General features: G+C 64.1%; 16 protein-coding genes. 6 read left to right on the plus strand and 10 right to left on the minus strand.

Annotated features, from left to right (window positions below; all coding sequences use genetic code 11):
• Positions 1 to 51 precede the first annotated feature (51 nt).
• From AC1DRP_RS05640 to AC1DRP_RS05655, 4 genes are all read right to left on the minus strand, one after another.
• Positions 52 to 1644 (minus strand): arylsulfatase, encoded by a 1593-nt coding sequence (locus AC1DRP_RS05640; RefSeq protein ID WP_476768034.1) that lies wholly within the window; start codon positions 1642 to 1644, stop codon positions 52 to 54.
• A 149-nt stretch (positions 1645 to 1793) separates the two neighbouring features.
• Positions 1794 to 2612: a hypothetical protein gene (locus AC1DRP_RS05645; protein WP_476768035.1), complete on the minus strand. Its 819-nt coding sequence runs from the start codon at positions 2610 to 2612 to the stop codon at positions 1794 to 1796.
• A 127-nt stretch (positions 2613 to 2739) separates the two neighbouring features.
• Entirely contained in the window at positions 2740 to 2991 is a 252-nt protein-coding gene (locus AC1DRP_RS05650) for a hypothetical protein (RefSeq protein WP_441488138.1), read from the minus strand.
• Positions 2992 to 3179: 188 nt separating this feature from the next.
• Positions 3180 to 4394 (minus strand): amidohydrolase, encoded by a 1215-nt coding sequence (locus AC1DRP_RS05655; RefSeq protein ID WP_476768036.1) that lies wholly within the window; start codon positions 4392 to 4394, stop codon positions 3180 to 3182.
• A 315-nt stretch (positions 4395 to 4709) separates the two neighbouring features.
• Here AC1DRP_RS05655 and hemN point away from each other — a divergent pair, with 315 nt between their 5' ends.
• Positions 4710 to 6059, plus strand: a complete 1350-nt coding sequence (hemN, locus tag AC1DRP_RS05660; RefSeq protein WP_476768037.1) for an oxygen-independent coproporphyrinogen III oxidase — start codon at positions 4710 to 4712, stop codon at positions 6057 to 6059.
• A gap of 56 nt (positions 6060 to 6115) precedes the next feature.
• Here hemN and AC1DRP_RS05665 read toward each other — a convergent pair whose 3' ends face one another.
• Positions 6116 to 7039, minus strand: a complete 924-nt coding sequence (locus tag AC1DRP_RS05665; protein ID WP_476768038.1) for a LysR family transcriptional regulator — start codon at positions 7037 to 7039, stop codon at positions 6116 to 6118.
• A 127-nt stretch (positions 7040 to 7166) separates the two neighbouring features.
• Between AC1DRP_RS05665 and AC1DRP_RS05670 the strand changes: the two genes are divergently transcribed.
• The 5 genes from AC1DRP_RS05670 (at position 7167) to AC1DRP_RS05690 (ending at position 12096) form a co-directional block, all read left to right on the plus strand.
• Positions 7167 to 8087, plus strand: a complete 921-nt coding sequence (locus tag AC1DRP_RS05670; protein WP_476768039.1) for an alpha/beta fold hydrolase — start codon at positions 7167 to 7169, stop codon at positions 8085 to 8087.
• Positions 8088 to 8580: 493 nt separating this feature from the next.
• On the plus strand, positions 8581 to 9096 hold the full coding sequence (locus AC1DRP_RS05675; RefSeq protein ID WP_476768040.1) for an acyltransferase: 516 nt from the start codon (positions 8581 to 8583) through the stop codon (positions 9094 to 9096).
• Positions 9093 to 10217, plus strand: coding sequence for a DegT/DnrJ/EryC1/StrS family aminotransferase (locus AC1DRP_RS05680; RefSeq protein WP_476768041.1), 1125 nt, complete (start codon positions 9093 to 9095; stop codon positions 10215 to 10217). The genes AC1DRP_RS05675 and AC1DRP_RS05680 overlap by 4 nt, the downstream gene beginning before the upstream one ends.
• 166 nt (positions 10218 to 10383) lie before the next feature.
• Positions 10384 to 11157: a Crp/Fnr family transcriptional regulator gene (locus AC1DRP_RS05685; RefSeq protein ID WP_476768042.1), complete on the plus strand. Its 774-nt coding sequence runs from the start codon at positions 10384 to 10386 to the stop codon at positions 11155 to 11157.
• A 252-nt stretch (positions 11158 to 11409) separates the two neighbouring features.
• Positions 11410 to 12096 carry a helix-turn-helix transcriptional regulator gene (locus AC1DRP_RS05690; RefSeq protein WP_441488146.1) on the plus strand — a complete coding sequence of 229 codons (687 nt, stop codon included), beginning with the start codon at positions 11410 to 11412 and terminating at the stop codon, positions 12094 to 12096.
• Between the two features lie 81 nt (positions 12097 to 12177).
• On the opposite strand, the gene AC1DRP_RS05695 is transcribed toward AC1DRP_RS05690, so the two are convergent.
• From AC1DRP_RS05695 to AC1DRP_RS05715, 5 genes are all read right to left on the minus strand, one after another.
• The gene (locus AC1DRP_RS05695) at positions 12178 to 12471 is read right to left on the minus strand and encodes an Rdx family protein (protein WP_476768043.1); all 294 of its coding nucleotides are present in this window, start codon (positions 12469 to 12471) and stop codon (positions 12178 to 12180) included.
• Between the two features lie 158 nt (positions 12472 to 12629).
• Positions 12630 to 13022, minus strand: coding sequence for a c-type cytochrome (locus tag AC1DRP_RS05700; RefSeq protein ID WP_441506955.1), 393 nt, complete (start codon positions 13020 to 13022; stop codon positions 12630 to 12632).
• A gap of 78 nt (positions 13023 to 13100) precedes the next feature.
• The gene (locus AC1DRP_RS05705) at positions 13101 to 14378 is read right to left on the minus strand and encodes an FCSD flavin-binding domain-containing protein (protein WP_441488148.1); all 1278 of its coding nucleotides are present in this window, start codon (positions 14376 to 14378) and stop codon (positions 13101 to 13103) included.
• A 64-nt stretch (positions 14379 to 14442) separates the two neighbouring features.
• Entirely contained in the window at positions 14443 to 14967 is a 525-nt protein-coding gene (locus AC1DRP_RS05710) for a DsrE family protein (protein ID WP_476768044.1), read from the minus strand.
• A 33-nt stretch (positions 14968 to 15000) separates the two neighbouring features.
• A complete protein-coding gene (locus AC1DRP_RS05715) occupies positions 15001 to 15312 on the minus strand; it encodes a c-type cytochrome (protein ID WP_441488150.1) in 312 nt (103 codons plus the stop codon).

The following is a 15312-nucleotide window of genomic DNA, read 5'->3' on the forward strand; positions in this document are numbered from 1 at the left end:
GTTCAGCCGGCGCCTCGCGGCGCCGGCCGGCAACATATCAGAGCGACAGGCTCACTCTAGGCCGCGCTTCTTGAAGGACTCGTCGATCTTCCGGTCGACCGCCCGGCGGATGCCTTCGACGTTGAAGCTCGCCGGCCGCTGGCTGGGCGGATACTCGGTGAAAGTCTCCAGGAATGCGCCCGCCTTCATCTGCGCGAGGCCGATCACGTACGCGTTCTCGACCCGCCATTGATCGTAGCCGCTGCCGGAAATATCGGCATGCTCGTAGGGGTCCATCCGCAGGTTGAACATCTTGGGCAAGCGCAGAGGCGTGAAAGGATGCGCCCAGATATCCATCTGCCCCCGCTGCTCCTGCACTTCGAAGACGAACTTGAAGTTGCCGGAGCGCATCGCGACGAGGCCGCCGTCATCGTTGAAGTAGTAGAACTCGTTGCGCGCGCTCTTATCGGTCTTGCCGGTGATGAAATCGAGCTGGTTGAAGCCATCGAGATGGTTGCGGAAGCTGACCGCGCTGCCCTGCGGCTGCCAGCCCTTGAGCAGGCGTTCCTTMACGTCCTTGTCGCCGGCGGCGGCGAGCAATGTCGGGAACCAGTCGAGGCCGGAGACGATGCCGTTGTTGACCTCGCCGGCCTTGACCTGGCCCGGCCAGCGGATCATCGCCGGTACGCGGAACGCGCCTTCCCAGTTCGTGTCCTTCTCCGAACGGAACGGCGTCGTCGCCGCGTCCGGCCAAGTGAACAGGTTGGGACCATTGTCGGTGGTAAAGACCACGATCGTGTTGTTGGCAATGCCGAGATCGTCAAGCGTCTTCAGTAGCTTGCCGACGTTCTGATCCATTTCCCACATTCCGTCGGCATATTCGTTGCCGGGCATGCCGCTCTTGCCGCGAAACTCCGGCCGCACATGCGTGAAGATGTGCATGCGGGTGAAGTTCATCCAGGTGTAGAAGGGCTTGTTGGCCCGTGTCTGGCGCTGCATGAAATCGATCGCGGCGCTGGTGGTCTCGTCGTCGACCGTTTCCATGCGCTTGCGGGTCAGCGGCCCGGTGTCCTCGATCTTGCCGTCGGCTGAGGTCTTGAGCACACCGCGCGGCGACATCGCCTTGACGAACGCGGCGTCATCCTTCGGCCAATAGGGCCGCTCTGGTTCTTCCTCGGCGTTGAGATGGTAGAGATTGCCGAAGAACTCATCGAAGCCATGATTGGTCGGCAGATACTCGTCCTTGTCGCCGAGGTGGTTCTTGCCGAACTGGCCGGTGGCGTAGCCCTGCGCCTTGAGCGCCTGGGCGATGGTGATGTCGCCCTTCTGCAGTCCGACCGGAGCGCCTGGAATGCCGACCTTGCACAGGCCGGTGCGCAGGCAGGACTGGCCGGTGATGAAGGTCGAACGCCCCGCCGTGCAACTGTTCTCGGCATAATAGTCCGTGAACAACATGCCTTCCTTGGCGATGCGGTCGATGTTCGGCGTCTTGTACCCGACCAGCCCGTGCGTATAGGCGCTGAGGTTCGACTGGCCGACATCATCGCCGAAGATGACGAGGATGTTGGGTTTGGGGGGCGGGGCCGTCTGGGCCTGCACGGCTTTGCCGGATAACCCTAGCGTCAGTGCCAAGGCTGCGGCGGCCATGAGTTTGTGGCGTTCCATGAATCACTCCCGGTGCCGGATCGACGCTCCGGGCCAGCCCGACAGCCGTCGGACGCGGCCCATGCGCGCCGGGCGACGGTCGCATGGGGTCGGCAAGGGCTTAAGCCTGTAACAGTTACGGTAAGCTAAGAGCGCGGCGGGCGACCAGTTCAGTCGGCGAGAGCCTCTGACACCGATTGGACTGCCTGCGCAGCGATCATGTCGATGGTGCTCGCACAAGGCACGTCGCGTTCGGTCTCATCGACGAAGTCGGAGCAGATGATCTCTCCGCTGCGCAGATCGGTGGCGCACCAGGAAAAGCGCAGGCAGGTCGACATCGGATGGACCGCGATATCGAGCGCGTAAGTCTCGTCGGGGTGCAGGAGGAGTTTGCTGATCGCGATCGCGGCAGCTCTGCGCTCGGCAGACGGCATCGCGAACAGTCTGAAGCCGGCTGTGACGAGCCGCTTCATGATGGTTTCGATAAGCAGGTCGCCATGAACTGCCGCAAGCCGGGCCGCGCGGTCCGTCAGGTTCTTGATGATGATTGTCGGCAGGCTGGCGCCGGAGGTCGTGATCCCTGTTGGCTCGGCAGCGAAAGCGGGTCTCGTGGCTCCATTTCCTGACGGCTGCCACGTGAAGGATGGAACGTAGCTGCCGGGTGGCATCGCGATTCTGACGGGAGCGCTTGCTCCCGCCGTCTCGTAATAGGTTGCCAGCGCCGAGCGCAGGCGTGTCGCCTCGATCCGCACGATCGGGTCGGTGCCAGGCTCGAAACTGTCGTCGCGGCCGAAGACATCGACGCCGATCGAGTAGGCTTTGATACGGTCGGAATGGCCCGCAACGGTTTGCGTGACGACAAAAGAGAGGAAGCGCCGGTTGCGCTCGGAAAGGCGCAAGGCCTCGTGCGCCAGCAGAGTGTCCAACGCTGCAAGGATGAGTTGGGGAGGAGGGTTCCCGTCATGCAGCCTTGCAATGCGCCCGCCCATCACTCGCCTCGACAGCTAGGACTGAAGAAAACCCGTAATTAGCTCTTGAAAGCCCGATGATGCCCTGCGAGCCAGCATGGATCAAGACAGTATTCGATGAATTCCGCCAGAATCCGGGTCGGCTCCCTTAAGAAAGACCTAGCCGGATCAAGATATCTTGTTCTGTCGCGGAGACGAGGGCGTCGTATTCCCTGGCTCGAGCCGGGCCCACAGGCAGTGTCGATTTCGTCCAATAGGACTCGGCCTCGCAGGCTGCCTCATAAGCCTCGCACAGCTCTGCAAAGCCGGGGTCGCGGGCGAATTTTTCCCGCAGCTGCGCGCGCCGTTCTGGCCAGCGCAGCAAGAGCCTCGTCAGTCCACGCTTTTGCGCCTGCTCCATGGCAGCCTCCGGCCGCAGCACTGAGGGCCCGCATCTGCAGGGCATACTGCCAGCGTGGCGAAGTTTTGCGCGCCTGGAACTGTTGCCTGTAACCGTAACGGCAAGAGGGCGGACAGGCTGCGCCCCTTCGACAGCAGAGTATGGTCCCGCGCCGCTTCCGGCGGCGCGGGAAAGTGGCGCAGGTAGCCTCAGGCCGCGGCTGCCCGCAGATCCTCGCCAAGCTCTTCGCTGACGATGTTCACCCAGTAGCGAATGCCGTCGGGAATGATCTCGTCGTTGAAGTCGAAGAGCGGCGTGTGAAGCCCCTTGAAGGAGCCGTCCGCCTCGACGCCATTGCCGATGCGCATGAAGGCGCCCGGCTTGATCTGCATCATTTCGGCGAAATCCTCGGCCCCGGTTCCCGGCCGGATCGCCCCATTGACATTGGCGGCGCCGACCGAAGTGGACGCGGCGGCCACTGCGACTGCGACCTGATCCGGCTGGTTCCGCAAGGCGCTCGGTCCGCGCCGATAGGAGGCCTCCGCGGTGCAGCCCCAGGCTTGCGCGGTTGCCGCGGCAAGTTCAGCAATCCGTCGCTCGACCAGATCGCGGATTTCCGGCGCGTAGGTGCGCGCCGTACCGCCGATGACGAGCTCTGCCGGGATGACATTGCTGKCTTCCGCCGAGCCGGCATGGACATAGCCGACGCTGATCACGGCGGTGTCGAGCGGCGCGACATTGCGCCCGATGATGCCCTGCAATCCGAGCACGAAATGGGCCTGGGCATAGGTGATGTCGGTCGAGAGGTGAGGCTGTGAACCTCCATGCCCACCGACTCCGCGGAAGATCACCTGCCAGCTATCGGCCGCAGCCAGCATCGGGCCGTTGCACGTGCCGAAGGACGAGGCCAGCATGCCTGGTGAGTTATGCAGCCCGTAGATCGCATCGCAGGGGAAGCGCGCGAATAGCCCGTCCTTCAGCATGGCGAGCGCTCCGCCGCGTCCTTCCTCCGCCGGCTGGAAGATCAGATTCACACTGCCGGCGAAATCGGGGTTCTCGGCGAGGTAGCGCGCTGCGCCGAGCAGCATGGTCGTGTGCCCGTCATGGCCGCAGGCGTGCATGCGGCCCGGATTCTGCGAGGCATAGGGCAGCCCTGTCTCCTCGATGAGCGCAAGCGCGTCCATGTCGGCGCGCAGTCCGATCGCGCCCTGGCCCGGCCGGCGGCCACGGATGACACCGACTACGCCGGTTCCGCCGACGCCTTCGGTCACCTCGACGCCCCATTCCCGGAGTTTGTCCGCGACCAGCGCGGCCGTGCGGTGTTCTTCCAGGCCGAGCTCCGGATGGGCATGGATGTCGCGCCGGATCGCCGTGAACTCAGCGTGATGCTGGTCGAGCCAGATATCGAACCGCGTTTTCGTCATGTGTGGTCTGTTCCCCATTTTCGTGCACGCAACTGCCGCGGCACCCCAGAGGGCTTGCCTCGGCAGCAACCTGCGACGACAGCGCAGGCGGCGCGTGGCGTATTCCAGAAGAGGAGCCCGTGCTTGGCAAGAGCTCTGAGCGATGGGCGGAACTGCGTTGGGAGCCATGGCGGTCGCGCGCAGAGGCCAATCCTCTCGAGTCGGTAGCACGCCCCATCGATCGGGGCGGCATTTGTCCTGGATCAAGGATCGTTCGCCGGGGCGCGCTAGACACGGGCCATTGAAATCGACTCTGGCAAGACAGGGATACGTGTCATGACCGATGTCCGGGCGCGGTATTTCGACGAGCGCCTGCCGCGCTATACCAGCTACCCGACTGCGCCACATTTCACGGGCGAGATCGGTGCGGAAAGTTATGGCGATTGGCTGCAGGCGCTGAGGCCCGGAACGAAGGCCTCGCTCTATGTCCACATCCCGTTCTGCCGCTCGATGTGCTGGTATTGCGGCTGCCACACCAGTGTTGCCCTGCGCGACCAGCCGATCGTCGATTATCTCGCAGTCCTGCGCCGCGAGATCGCGCTCGTTGCCGATCGGCTCGCTGCGCCGCTCCAGGTCCAGCATGTCCATTTTGGCGGTGGTACGCCGACGATCATCGCGCCGGACGATTTCCTTCGTCTGGTTACGCTGTTGCGGGAGCGCTTTGTCATCGCCCCCTCGGCCGAGATCGCCGTCGAGATCGACCCCCGCAGGCTGACAAGGGCGGTGACAGAGGCGCTGGCTGCATCCGGCGTCAATCGGGCGAGCCTCGGCGTCCAGAGCTTCGATCCGGTGGTGCAGACGGCCATCAACCGCATCCAGAGCGTCGAGCAGACGGCAGGCGTCGTCGCCGGGCTCAGAGCTGCCGGCATCAGCGGCTTGAATTTCGACCTGATCTACGGCTTGCCGAAGCAGACCCTCCGGTCCTGCATCGAGACGGTCGAGCGCTGCGTCGCGTTGCGGCCGGACCGCCTCTCGGTCTTCGGCTATGYTCATGTGCCCGGCTTCAAGAAACATCAGCGCAGGATCGACGAGGCGGATTTGCCTGACGGGTTGGAACGTCACGAGCAGGCTGAGGCAATGGCCGAGGCGCTGGTCGCCGCCGGCTATGTCCGCATCGGCCTCGATCATTTTGCCTTGCCGGACGATAGCATGGGGCAGGCGGGGGCAGACGGCGTGCTGCGCCGCAATTTCCAGGGCTACACCACTGACGGCGCCGAGGCGCTGATCGGCTTCGGCGCCTCGGCGATCGGCCGCCTTCCCGGCGGATATGTCCAGAACGAGGTCGTCATCGGCCGCTATGCCGAGCGTGTGCTGAGCGGGGCCTTGGCCACGGCCAAAGGCTTCCGGCTCAGTGCTGACGACCGGCTGCGTGCCGAGCTGATCGAACGCCTGATGTGCGATCTCACGGTCGATATCGGCGCCGTCTGCGCCAGGCACAAGGCGAACCCGGAGGATCTGGCGCCATCCTTCCCGCGACTGAAGGCGCTGGCGCAGGACGGGGTCATTCACTTCGACGGCAGTCGCGTGCTGATGCCGGAGGATTCGCGCCTGCTTGTCCGCAAGGTGGCCTCGGTCTTCGATGCCTATCTCGCTCAGCCGGGGCGCAGCTACAGCCGCTCGGTCTGAGCGCAGATGCATCCAATGCCTCGGCGGCGCAGTGCGGTGCCGAGAATGTGTCGTGTTCACGACATCGGCGAGGCCTGGGCGACCGCTGTCTCCCAATAGGGCGGATTCCCGAAGCTCTGGCGCAGATGTTCCGTCAAGGAGCGTACCTTGACGGAGGCTGCGCGGTCGCGGGGATGGGCGACGTGGACTTCAGCGCCTTCGGCCTCGATCCCGACATCGACGATCTGCAGGTCGCCGCGGGCGACCTGCTCATGGACGACAAAGGTCGGCAGCAAGGTGATGCCAAGCCCTGCCAGGGCGGCGTCGCGCATCATCAGCCCGTTATTGACGCGCACGGCCGGCTGCGCTCGCACCACGACTGCGCCGCTCTCGCTGTGAAACCGCCAGTCCGAGTCCCGGTTCATGTAGAGGATCGCGCGATGCTGCCTGAGTTCGATCAGCGTCCCCGGTCTGCCACAGGCATCCAGATAGGCAGGCGAGGCGACGAGGACGCGGCGGCTGCTCGCAATGTGCCGCGCGACAAGTCGCGTGTCATGGATTGGGCCATGGCGGATGACGGCATCGTAGCCATCGGCCGCCGCATCGACGAAGCGATCCTCCAGCTCCAGTGCCAGCTCGATCTTGGGGTTGGTCGCCAGGAAGGAAAAGATCGCCGGGCCGAGATGTAGGACCCCGAAGCTGACGGGGCCGGAGATCCGCAGTGGTCCGACCAGCTCGCTTCGCCGTTCGGCGAGCTCTGCCACGGCCTCCTCGGCCTCGCGCAACAAGCGCCTGCCGCGCTCCAGGAAGGCGGTGCCGCCTTCGGTCAGCGACAGCTTGCGGGTGGTTCGCTGCACAAGTCGCGTGCCGACCAGCCGCTCCAGCTCCGCCAGCCGTTCGCTGACCACGGATTTGGCCAGTCCCATGCGCTGGGCCGCAGCGGTGATCGATCCGGCTTCCGCTACCATCACGAATGCCGCGACCCCGTCGAGCTTCATCATTGTTCGCTCTTTCCGGAAACCAGTTTCGCTTTCTGGCGGCTACTCCAGACAATGGCGCAGCGCCATCATCTCGTCGAGAGCAAGGCCGTGCCCTGGAGTGCCCGGCCAGACATGAGGAGAGATCGCGATGCTTCGCTTCCTGGCCGCCGCTACTGGCGCCCTTCTTTTCGCTGCCCCCGCGTTGGCGCAGATTGTTCCGTTTCCGGCGGGTTTCCGCACGCAGGAGATCCCGGCCAACGGCACGACGTTGCACGTACGGGTCGGCGGACAGGGGCCGGCGGTCGTCCTGCTGCACGGCTATGGTGAAACCGGCGACATGTGGGGCGAGATGGCGGCCGATCTCGCGCGGGACCGGACCGTGATCGTTCCCGACCTGCGTGGCATGGGCCTTTCGGCCATCCCCGAAAAGGGCTTCGACAAGAAGAACCAGGCCGCCGACATTGCCGGCGTCCTCGATGCCCTGAAGGTGGACCGGGCGGAGCTGGTGACCCATGACATCGGCAACATGGTCGGATTTGCGCTTGCCGCCGGGTATCGCGATCGCGTGACGAAGTTCGTGCTGATCGATGCCCCCTTGCCGGGCGTCGGCCCCTGGGAGGAGATCCTGAAGAATCCGCTTCTCTGGCATTTTCGCTTCGGCGGCCCCGACATGGAGCGGCTCGTCGCCGGCCGCGAGCGCATCTATCTCGATCGCTTCTGGAATGAATTCTCGGCGACCCCCAGCCGGTTCAGCGAAGCTGCGCGAGAGCATTATGCGGCGCTCTACGCCAGGCCGGGGGCGATGCGCGCGGGCTTTGCCCAGTTCGCCGCCTTCGATCAGGATGCTGTCGACAACAAGGCCTTCCTGGCAAAGGGCAAGCTGACGATCCCTGTGCTGGCGATCGGGGGGGAGAAATCCTTCGGACTGGGCATGGCTGCGGTCATGAAGTTCGCAGGCGAGAACGTCCAGGGCGCGGTTGTGCCCGGTAGCGGACATTGGATCATGGAGGAGAATCCTGCGGCGACCGTCGCTCTGGTCCGCAGCTTCCTGGATGCCGGGCGACCATGAGAGCGGCGACCCGGTCGCGTCGGAGCGCCGCTGCCTTCGACCGGATCATGCGTCGCCGTCACCTATACGTTCACTGAACCGGAAGGGCCGATCTGCCAAAGCGGAGGCCCCTCTGTCCAACAGGGTCGAGCTCTGGCGATAACGGTCCACTGAGCGAGAGCGCGGATCTGCTCTGCGACGGCCGGCCAGGCGGCTCATTCACGAATAAAAATCGAAAGGATCCTGCCCGCGGCAGTGCGCCAGGCCGGCGCCTCCGGCCTTCCCCGGCGATTGTCAGGCGCTGCGTCGGGCGGGGGCGCGGCAGACCTTGGTGGCGCGGCCTGCAAGGTCCTGCTGCCACGGGAGGAGAAGCAATTCGTCGGAAGGTGTAGGGAGCCTACTGCTCCGGGCGATCCGCCTATAGGCTTCATCCGAACGAGGCGCGCCCTATTCCCATCGTTCCGGTTCCGCTTTTGCACGCTAGCGTTCTGCCGGAGCAGGGAAGGGGAGCGCCATGCCCATCATCGACGTGGACTTCGGTGATGATGTCGTCGTCAGCCACCCCGATCTCGTCAATCTCTATGGCTGTGCGATCGGCTCGGGCACACGGATCGGCCCCTTCGTCGAGATCCAGCGCGGTAGCCGCATCGGCCGGCGCTGCAAGATATCCTCGCATTCCTTCATCTGCGAGGGGGTGGTGCTCGAGGATGAGGTCATGATCGCCCATGGCGTGATGTTCACCAATGACCGCATGCCGCGCGCGGTCAGGCCGGGGGGATCGCGAGAGGCGCAGGCATGGGCCCAGGAGGCCACGGTCGTGCGCCGAGGGGCGTCGATCGGCTCGAATGCCACCATTGGCTGCGGGGTCGAGATTGGAAGCTACGCCGTGGTCGGCTGCGGCGCAGTCGTGATGCGTGATGTGCCGGCCCGCGCGGTGGTCGCCGGGGTCCCGGCCAGCGTCATCGGCCATGCCGGAGCCAATGCCACTGCGCCCAGGTTGTTTGAAACCGTACTGGGGGAAACCTCATGATCCCATTTCTCGATCTCAAGGCTCAGTTCAAGACGGTGCAGGAGCCGCTCGAGGCGGCCGTCCTCTCCGTCCTGCGCAGCGGCAACTATGTCCTGGGCGAACCGGTCGCGGCCTTCGAGCGCGCGTTCGCTGAATATTGCGGTGTCGGGGAAGCCGTGGCCGTGAGCAGCGGCACGGCAGCCCTGCACCTGGCCCTGCTCGCGGCCGGTGTCGAACCCGGGGACGAGGTGATCACGGTACCAATGACCTTCGTCGCAACGGTGGCCGCGATCCACTATGCGGGAGCGAAGGCGGTTCTGGTCGATGTCGATCCCAACAGCTTCACCATGTCGCCGGAAGCCTTCGAGGCTGCCATCACGCCGGCGACCCGTGCCGTCGTGCCCGTCCATCTCCATGGCAGGCTTGCCGATATGGCGGCGATCGGCGCCATCGCCAATCGCTACGGCATCACCGTGATCGAGGATGCTTCCCAGGCCCATGGCGCGGAGCGCGATGGCATGCGGGCAGGCGCCTTCGGCTCATATGGCTGCTTCAGCTTCTATCCCGGCAAGAATCTCGGGGCCTGCGGCGAGGGGGGCGCGGTGGTTACTCACGATTCCAAGGCCGCTCAGCTGCTGCGCAGCTTGCGCGACTGGGGACAGGAGGGACGATCCAATCACGTCAGGCCCGGCTTCAATCTGCGCCTCGACGCGATCCAGGCCGTGGCGCTGCAGGTCAAGCTGCCCTATCTCGATGGCTGGACACAGAAGCGCAGACGGATCGCTGCGGCCTATGAGCGGCTGCTGGGCGACACTGAGCTGCAGCTTCCGGCTCCGGCCCGGCGTGCGGAACACGTCTTTCATGTCTACGCGATCCAGAGCGAAGAGCGGGACAGGCTGCGGACGGAACTCGCCAAGGCGGGGGTTTCGACCGGCATCCACTATCCCCGCCCGGTTCATCTGCAGCCGGCCTATGCCGGGTTGGGTTACGTGCCCGGCGACTTTCCAGTCTCGGAGCGGCTGGCGCGGCGTTTTCTCTCGCTGCCGATCTTCCCGGAACTTGTCACACCCCAGCTGGCGCGGGTCGCTTCCGCTCTTATCCGGTGCTGCGAGGAGCGGCACGTCCACGCGGCCGATGCGTGAAGCCGTTGATCGTCACCACGCGCAGTTTCCCGGTGGGGGAGTCCTTTGGGGCGCCAAAGTACAATGAAACGTTTGAAACTGGGTCCGACAAATGCAGCTTATCGGGGATTGGCGGTTAACATAAGTTAACCCTTCGGGCCATCGCGCGGCCTTGGCGGAGGGGGTAATGCATCGCATCCAGTCGGCCGTGGCATCGAACCATGCGGGCGTCGCGCGGGAACGCGTGTGGTGCCTGACATGCCCGTTGCGGCAGATCCCCGCGCTCCATGGCGTGTCGGATGCGGAGGCTACGACCCTGGAAGAGTTCAAGCAGGGGCAAAGGTTTGCGGAAGCCGGTAGCGTGATCCTGGAACGAGGCGCGCGGCCGGGCCTGTTCACGCTGTTCTCCGGTTGGGCTGCAGAGTACCGGGCTCTGGGGTCCGGCGAGCGTCAGCTCGTCGCCATCCTCCTCCCCGGGGATCTGATCGGTCTCGATACGGTGATGGCGGGCCCCTCAGAGAGCACGATCATTGCCCTGACCCCCGTCATGCTGTGCAGTTTCGCTGCTGCGAGAGTCGACGAGATGTTCCGGCACGAGAGCTTCATGCGGAGTATCACGCGTGCTGCGGTTGCCGGGCGCCGCCGCCTCGTGGATTCGCTGACCGCGCTCGGTGCGGGGCGGACGTCTCGTGCGCTCGCCCATTTCGTCGTGACGTTGCACGATCGCCTGCAGATCCGGGGGCTGATGCATGACGGGGGCTTCAAGACGCCGCTCGGGAAACGCCACCTGGCGGAGGCTTGCGGGGTCACCGGGGTTCACCTGCATCGCGTCATGCAATTCCTGCAGGCTGAGCGGGTGATGTCCTTCGCGACCGGCCAGTTCAGCATTTACGACATGGAGCGGCTACGCCGTATGGCTGGTCTCTCCGTCAATGGTGCAGAGGCAGAGACAGTCCTCTGATGAGGTCTTCACGATTTTTTGTCCTGGAGGGTGAGCTGAAAAGGTAACATTTGTTTGGTTCGCCGAATAATTTTCTTTGGCTGGCTTAGAATTGATGTAAAATTTAATACATGGAGAAAGCGGCGGCAGTTCTCCTTTTAGACTTATTTCTGGCAAAATTATGGGGCGATGCGCTTTTAATTCAAGGATATTGTTATGATATTCGAAAATATACGTGAGAATCTGCCGCTCATGGCCGATCGGCGGCCATCCTTGACTCGCTCGGGAGCCGAAGAGATTTCGCGTCTCCGAGAGCAGCCTGCCGCCATCGTCATCATCGAAGCCAGGCAATTGATCCGTGATTGCCTGGCTTCATCCCTGCTCTCTCAAAGTCGTGATTACGAGGTCGAGACGTTTTCGTCGCTGGCGGAATGGCGTCGCGAGCGGTCGAGCCCGCCGAGACCGGGAACGGTGGTTTTGCGCTATGTGAGCGGTCCGCGCTGCCGCAAGGAGATCGAGCGGGAGATCGAGGACCTTGCCGCGGATGGCGATGTCTCGCTGGTCCTGCTTTCGGATACCGAGGACGTCGACGAGATGCTGGAGGCCATCGCGACCGGCGCGAAAGGCTATATCCCGACAACGCTTAGCCTCGACGTGGCACGCGGCGCGATGAGCCTGGTGCGTTCGGGCGGAGTGTTCATTCCGTCGGGGAGTCTGTTGTCGCGTCGCGCCGGCAAGCCGGGAGACCCGGTGGGGCCCCGGCAGATGTTCACACCCAGGCAGGCGGCAGTGCTCGAGGCCGTGCAGCATGGAAAGGCGAACAAGGTGATCGCCTATGAACTCGACCTGAAGGAAAGCACCGTCAAGGTTCATGTCCGCAATGTCATGCGCAAGCTCGGTGCGCATAACAGGACAGAGCTCGCGGTCCTGAGCTTCAACTTGCCGGGCTCCGGTCGGTAGGGCGGGGCAGAGGAAGAGCGCGCCCGACAGGTGATACCCGGCCGGGCGCCGGGATCGTGAGGCTCGCTCGAGCAGGATCGCTCAGCCGTGGCTCTGGTCGAGATGGCCGAGGTCGCGGCCGGGGTCGAGGCGGTCCCGCACGCGCTGCTTCAGCGCCTTCACGTCGGGGAAGCCGCCATCATTCTTGCGGTCCCAGATCAGCACGTCGTCATAATGGATCCGGAAGGTCCCGCCTGTACCCGGCAGGAGCGCGACTTCGCCAAGATCGGGGCCGAAGGTCGAGAGCAGTTCCTGGGCCATCCAGGCCGATCGCAGCAGCCAGTTGCACTGCGTGCAGTAGGTGATGGCAATGCGGGGGCGCTTCGTGTCCGACATGGCGGGAGCCTTGGCTTGCGAGCAGAGAATCCGTTCCGGGCTCGGAACGCTTGCGAGCGCTCATGCCAAAATACGCCTGACGGAACAAGCAACGCGACGACAGGGCTGATCCCGTCGTCGCGCAGGCGTGGGCCGGCCTGATCGAGGCTGGCCTCAGCTCACATCTTCTTGCCGTCCTTGTCGTACTGCTTGAGAAAGGCGGTGAGATCCTTGATCTCCTGTTCGTTCTTGATGCCGGCGAAGACCATCTTGGTGCCGGGGATCTTGGCCCGCGGATCCTTGATGTACTCGGCGAAGACGGTCTCGTCCCAGGTGATGCCGGAGTTCTTGTTGGCGTTGGAGTAGCTGTAGCCCTCGACGGAGCCGGAATGCCGACCGAAGAGACCGTTCAGGATGGGCCCCACCGTATTCTTGGCACTTTCGCCAAGCTGGTGGCAGGCGCGGCACTTGTTCCAGGAGCGCTCGCCGGCGGCGACGTCCTGGGCTTGGGCTGAATTCCCGAAGATCGCGGCAGCGATCAGGATCGTGGCGCAGGCAATCGCTTTCATCATGGTTCCTTCATCGGCAGCGGGCCGCACGGAATCGCGCGGCGGGAAATTCAGAATGCTTCTAATCGGCGCCTGGGCCAATCACGTGAACATGTCGGCGGTGATGCCGGCATACCAGCCGATGTTCTCGGCCTGGGTCTGCTTGCGCAGCTCGTCGCTCTCGTCGGGCTGCGAGACAAAGGTCTCGACAGCGGCGATTTTGCCGTCTTTCGGCTCATATCGACCGCCAACCTTGATGGCGTCGTCGGTGTCGACCAGGCTCCAGCAGGTGTTGACGTAGCGCGGCGGGAAGGTGCGCGACCCGGACAATTCGCCGCGGATGACCATGGCCGCGACCTTGGCCTGGCTGTTGGCCGAGAAGGCGGATTTCGGCATGTCGCCAGCGATGCAGGCATCGCCGAGGACGAAGATGGCGGGATCGGCTGCCGACTTCATCGTCGCGGGATCGATGGCGCAATAGCCGCCGGCGGGCGCAAGTCCAGCCTCGCGCGCGATCGCGCCCGCCATCTGGGCCGGGATGACATTGACGAAGGCACAGTTCTTGTAGGTTTCGAAGCCGGTCACCACGGTGTTGGTCTTGGGATCGACCGACTTGATGCCGTCATGCACCTTGGGGCCGAGCCACTCGATCATCGTGCCGTAGCGTTTCTCCCAGTCGGGTTGGAAGACGCCCTGCTTGGAGAAGCTCTCCTTCGGATCGAGGATGACGATCTTCGCCTGCTTGCGCCCGGTCTGCATCAGGACATGGGCGAACATCGAAGCACGCTCATAGGGACCTGGCGGGCAGCGATAGGGATTGGGCGGGGTGATCATCACGATCAGGCCGCCATCCGGCACCGCATCGAGCCGCTCCTTGATCAGCCGGGTCTGGCGGCCGGGCTTCCAGCCATGCGGCATCGCTTCCTCGGCCTCCTTCGACCAGCCCGGGACGGAATCATATTTGAGGTCGATGCCAGGGGAGAGCACGAGCCGATCATAGGGCAGGCGCTCGCCGGTGGAGAGCACGACCTCTTTCTTGTCGCGGTCGATCGCGGTGGCGCGGGCGCGCGCAAGCGTGATGCCGTTGTTCTTCGTCAGCGCGTCATAGCCATGGACGAGCTCGTCATAGCTCTTGAACCCGCCGATAAAGAGGTTGGAGTGAAAGCAGGTCTGGTAGCGCTCATTCTCCTCGACCAGCGTCACCGCAATGGCGCCATTGCTGTCTTTGGCGATGTAGCGGGCTGCAGTCGCACCGCCCGCGCCGCCACCGACCACGACGACGCGCGGCTTCGCCTGGCCGAGCACTGCGGGGGCGCCAAGGGTTGTCGCTCCGGAGAGCGCCAGCCCGGACAGAACCAATGAACGGCGATCGATCAGCATCTCTCTCTCCCCATTATCGTCAGTGAACCCGGTGATCCCTGATCCCGGCAGGCCTTCTGCGGGCCTATCCAACCTTCATGTAGCCAAAGCCCTTGGCCTGCAGCGCAGCCACGGCTGCCACGCCCGACGGCACGAAGCTGATAAACGCGGCATCGCGCGCCTTGGCCTTGTCGAGCTTCAGCCGATCGAAGGTGATCTCGCAGAGATGAACCTTGAGACCGTTCTTTGCGACATCCTCGATCCGCTCGAAAATCTTGGGCACCATGGCCTCGTCGCGCCAGCTGGTGTCGGTAAGGTCGTTCAGGAAGAACTTCACGCCCTGTCCATGCGCGACGACGACCAACTGCAGGGCGAACGGATCGGCACCATAGGCAGAGTAATGGTTTGCGATGTTGGTCAGCATCTGAACGAAGCGCTGCGGATCGCCGAAATCACAATGATAGACACAGGCGACATCGGCTTCCTTCTGAAGGTCGGTCAGCTTGAGGTCACGCGGCGCTGCCCCTGCTTGTGTTGCTGCTGCGGCAAGGCCGGAGGCCGCTGCGAGAAGCATGCTGCGACGAGTGGCGTCCGCTAATGAATGTGACATTTGGCCCTCCCTCGGGTTTCGCCGGCTTCCGGTCTATGGAGCTGGTTTGAGGCTGCCGTAATAGCTTGCCAGCGCCTCGACCTCTTCCTGGCTCAGGCGCCCGGCGATGGTGCGCATCACCTGGTTCTCTCGCTGCCGGTCCCTGTAGCTGTTCATCAGTGCGATGAACTGGTCGACGGGGACGCCGACGATGGCAGGAATTCCTCCATCATGGCGCCCGCTGGTCTGGTGGCAGGCRGTGCATTCCGACGAAAGATACTCGCCGAGCGCGCGATCGCCGGCCGCCTGTGCGCAGGACATCACGGGGATCAGCGCCGCAAAACCGACCAGGGCGGCCAGGGCCAC

The organism is Allobosea sp. 01N443 (assembly GCF_056399325.1).